5 protein-coding genes are annotated in these 3,882 nt (G+C 65.4%); all 5 read left to right on the top strand.

Going from position 1 to position 3,882, the window contains the following annotated elements; translation table 11 throughout:
- On the top strand, positions 1-762 hold a 762-nt coding region (locus VGH54_RS18820; RefSeq protein WP_331513589.1), incomplete at its 5' end, for a complex I subunit 1/NuoH family protein.
- Positions 755-1,300, top strand: coding sequence for an NADH-quinone oxidoreductase subunit NuoI (gene nuoI, locus VGH54_RS18815; protein ID WP_331513588.1), 546 nt, complete (start codon positions 755-757; stop codon positions 1,298-1,300). The genes VGH54_RS18820 and nuoI, both read left to right, overlap by 8 nt.
- Positions 1,297-2,094: an NADH-quinone oxidoreductase subunit J gene (locus VGH54_RS18810; RefSeq protein WP_331513587.1), complete on the top strand. Its 798-nt coding sequence runs from the start codon at positions 1,297-1,299 to the stop codon at positions 2,092-2,094. The genes nuoI and VGH54_RS18810 overlap by 4 nt, the downstream gene beginning before the upstream one ends.
- Complete coding sequence (gene nuoK, locus VGH54_RS18805) at positions 2,091-2,390, top strand: NADH-quinone oxidoreductase subunit NuoK (protein ID WP_331513586.1); 300 nt, start codon at positions 2,091-2,093, stop codon at positions 2,388-2,390. The genes VGH54_RS18810 and nuoK overlap by 4 nt, the downstream gene beginning before the upstream one ends.
- A 4-nt stretch (positions 2,391-2,394) precedes the next feature.
- Positions 2,395-3,882: NADH-quinone oxidoreductase subunit L (gene nuoL, locus VGH54_RS18800; RefSeq protein WP_331513585.1), on the top strand; the 1,488-nt coding region annotated here is incomplete at its 3' end.

Genomic DNA, 3,882 nt, shown 5'->3' with positions numbered 1-3,882 from the left:
TACGAGGTCGCGATGGGCCTGTCGTTCGCCACCGTCTTCCTCTTCGCCGGAACGATGTCCACATCGCAGATTGTGTCGGCCCAGGACCGGGTCTGGTACATCTTCTTGCTGTTGCCGTCGTTCACGGTGTACTTGGTCTCGATGATCGGCGAGACCAACCGGGCGCCGTTCGACCTGCCCGAGGCCGAAGGCGAACTGGTTGCCGGTTTCCACACCGAGTACTCGTCGCTGAGCTTCGCGCTGTTCTATCTCGCCGAATACATCAACATGACCACGGTGTCGGCGCTGGCCGCCACGCTGTTCATGGGCGGCTGGCACGCGCCGTGGCCGCTGAACATGTGGGCCGGGGCCAACAGCGGCTGGTGGCCGGTGCTGTGGTTCACCGCCAAGGTGTGGGTCTTCTTGTTCTTCTACATCTGGCTGCGGGGCACCCTGCCGCGGCTGCGCTACGACCAGTTCATGGCGCTGGGGTGGAAGCTGCTGATCCCGGTGTCGCTGATCTGGGCGCTGATCGCCGCGGCGATCCGCACGCTGCGGGACCAGGGTTACCCGCACTGGACGCCGCTGCTGGTCGGCGCCAGCATCGTCGTCACCGTCGTGCTGCTTTATTTGCTGCAAAGACCGTTCAGCAACAGGCAGATTCGCAACAGACGGCGCCGCAACGAGCCGGTGGAGGATGCGTCCTTCGAGCCGGCATTTCCCACGCCGCCGTTGCCCGGCCAGTCGCCGGCGACGACGCGCAAGGAGGCTGCACATGGCTAAATTCCTGAGTTCGCTCGCCGGATTCGGCGTCACGTTCGGCTCGATGTTCAAACGGCCCGTCACCGAGAGCTATCCGGAGCACCCCGGCCCGGTGAAGCCGCGCTATCACGGCCGTCATCAGCTCAACCGCTACGCCGACGGCCTGGAGAAGTGCATCGGCTGCGAACTGTGCGCGTGGTCGTGTCCGGCCGACGCGATCTATGTCGAAGGCGCGGACAACACCGACGAGGCACGGTTTTCGCCGGGCGAGCGCTACGGCCGGGTTTACCAGATCAACTACCTGCGCTGCATCGGATGCGGGTTGTGCGTCGAGGCCTGCCCGACGCGTGCGCTGACGATGACCAACGACTACGAGATGGCCGACGACAACCGGGCCGACCTGATCTACGAAAAGCAGAACCTACTGGCTCCGATGCTCGAGGGAATGACACCGGCGCCGCACCCCAGGGCCGAAGGGTCCACCGACGCCGACTACTACCGCGGCAACATCACCGCCAATGGCCTGCGCCAACTACCGATTTCGGACGTCACGAAGTGACGACCCTGCTGGCCGTTGACGCGATCACCCGCACGTCCACCGGTGAGGCGGTGACGTTCTGGGTACTGGCCACGCTGGCGCTGATCGGGGCGCTGGGTGTGGTGATGGCCGCCAACGCAGTCTACTGCGCGATGTCACTGGCGCTGACGATGATCGTCCTCGCGGTGTTCTACATGATCGAAGGCGCCTTGTTCCTCGGCGTCGTACAGATCGTGGTCTACACCGGCGCGGTAATGATGCTGTTCTTGTTCGTCCTGATGCTGATCGGCGTGGACTCGGCGGAGTCGCTGGTGGAAACCCTGCGCGGGCAGCGGGTCGCCGCCGTGGTGGCCGGTCTGGCGTTCGGGATCGTGCTCATCGCCGGTATCGGCAGCGTCGCCACCCAGGGGTACGCCGGTTTGACGCAGGCCAACGCCGGCGGCAACGTCCAGGGTCTGGCGGCGCTGATCTTCTCCCAGTACCTGTGGGCGTTCGAGTTGACCAGCGCATTGCTGATCACCGCAGCCATCGGCGCGATGATCCTGGCGCACCGAGAGCGCTTCGAGCGTCGCAAGACTCAGCGCGAGATGTCCGTCGAGCGATTCCAGCCCGGCGGGCACCCCACCCCCCTTCCTGGTCCCGGTGTGTTTGCCCGGCACAACGCGGTCGACACTCCCGCACGGCTCCCCGACGGCTCGCCCTCCCGGTTGTCGGTGCCCGCGGTCTTGGAGTTGCGTCCGGTCCAGGATCGCGACATGCCGGCCAGTCACGGCTCCAACGGTTCTGGCGGCATCACGGGTGGGGGTGCGTCATGAATCCGCAGAATTACCTGTACCTCTCCGTGCTGCTGTTCAGCATCGGTGCTGCCGGTGTCCTGTTGCGGCGCAACGCGATTGTGATGTTCATGTGCGTCGAGCTGATGCTCAACGCGGTCAACCTCGCCTTCGTCACGTTCGCCCGGATGCACGGTCACCTCGACGGCCAAATGGTGGCCTTCTTCACGATGGTCGTCGCCGCCTGCGAGGTGGTGGTCGGACTGGCCATCATCATGACGATCTTCCGTGCCCGTAAATCGGCTTCGGTCGACGACGCCAACCTGCTCAAGGGCTGAGGCGATGACACATCTGATCTGGCTGCTTGTCGCGTTGCCCGCGGCCAGCGCCGCGATATTGCTGGTCGGTGGCCGGCGAACCGACGCGTGGGGACACCTGCTGGGCTGCGCGACGCCGCTGGCCTCGTTCGGAGTCGGCCTCGCACTGCTGTCCGACCTGCTCAGCCGGCACGGCGACGCCCGGACCATCGTCCAGAACTTGTTCACCTGGATACCGGTCGGCAGCCTGCAGGTGGCCTTCGGTATGCAGATCGACCAGCTATCAATCTGTTTCGTGCTGTTGATCACCGGAGTCGGGTCGCTGATCCACATCTACTCGATCGCGTATATGGCCGAAGATGCTGACCGCCGACGGTTTTTCGCGTATCTCAACCTGTTCCTCGCAGCGATGCTGCTGCTGGTGGTGGCCGACAACTTCGTGGTCCTCTACGCCGGCTGGGAAGGCGTGGGCCTGGCGTCCTACCTGCTGATCGGATTCTGGTACTACAAGCCGACCGCGGCCACTGCGGCGAAGAAAGCCTTCGTGATGAACCGGGTCGGCGACGCCGGGCTGGCACTGGCGATCTTCGTGATCTTCGCCAACTTCGGCACGCTGTCCTACGCGCAAGTGTTCGGCCAGGCAGCCGGCGCCAGCCACAGCGCACTGACCTGGATCGGGCTGCTGCTGCTGGCGGGCGCCTGCGCCAAGTCGGCGCAGGTTCCGCTGCAGGCCTGGCTCGGTGACGCCATGGAGGGCCCCACCCCGGTGTCGGCGTTGATCCACGCCGCGACGATGGTGACCGCCGGGGTGTATCTGATCGTGCGATGCAACCCGCTGTACAGCCTGTCCCCCGACGCCCGGCTCGGCGTGATCATCGTGGGAGCGGTCACGCTGATGTTCGGGGCGATCATCGGCTGCGCCAAGGACGACATCAAGCGCGCGCTGGCGGCGTCGACGATGAGCCAGATCGGCTACATGGTGCTGGCCGCGGGCCTCGGGCCGGCGGGCTATGCGTTCGCGATTCTGCACCTGCTCACCCACGGCTTCTTCAAAGCCGGCCTGTTCCTCGGCTCCGGCGCGGTGATCCACGCCATGCACGAGGAACAGGACATGCGCCACTACGGCGGTCTGCGCAGCGCGCTACCGGTGACCTTTGCCACCTTCGGCCTGGGTTACCTGGCGATCATCGGTGTGCCGCCGTTCGCCGGCTTCTTCTCCAAAGACGCCATCATCGAAGCCGCGTTGGGAGCCGGAGGAGTCGGCGGCTGGATCCTGGGCGGGGCTGCCCTGCTGGGCGCCGGAATCACCGCGTTCTACATGACCCGGGTGATGCTGCTGACCTTTTTTGGTGAAAAGCGTTGGGCGCCAGAAGCACATCCGCATGAAGCGCCGGCGTTGATGACCTGGCCGATGATTCTGCTCGCGGTCGGATCGGTGTTCTCCGGCGGGCTGCTGGGCTGGGGCGGCACGCTGCGGCACTGGCTGGAACCGGTGACCACCTTCGAGGAGAGC

Origin of the sequence: Mycobacterium sp., assembly GCF_036488105.1 — a bacterium.
Lineage (GTDB): Bacteria > Actinomycetota > Actinomycetes > Mycobacteriales > Mycobacteriaceae > Mycobacterium.
The sequence above is the reverse complement of the archived record's forward strand: the minus strand, read 5'-3'. Positions and strand labels throughout refer to the sequence as shown.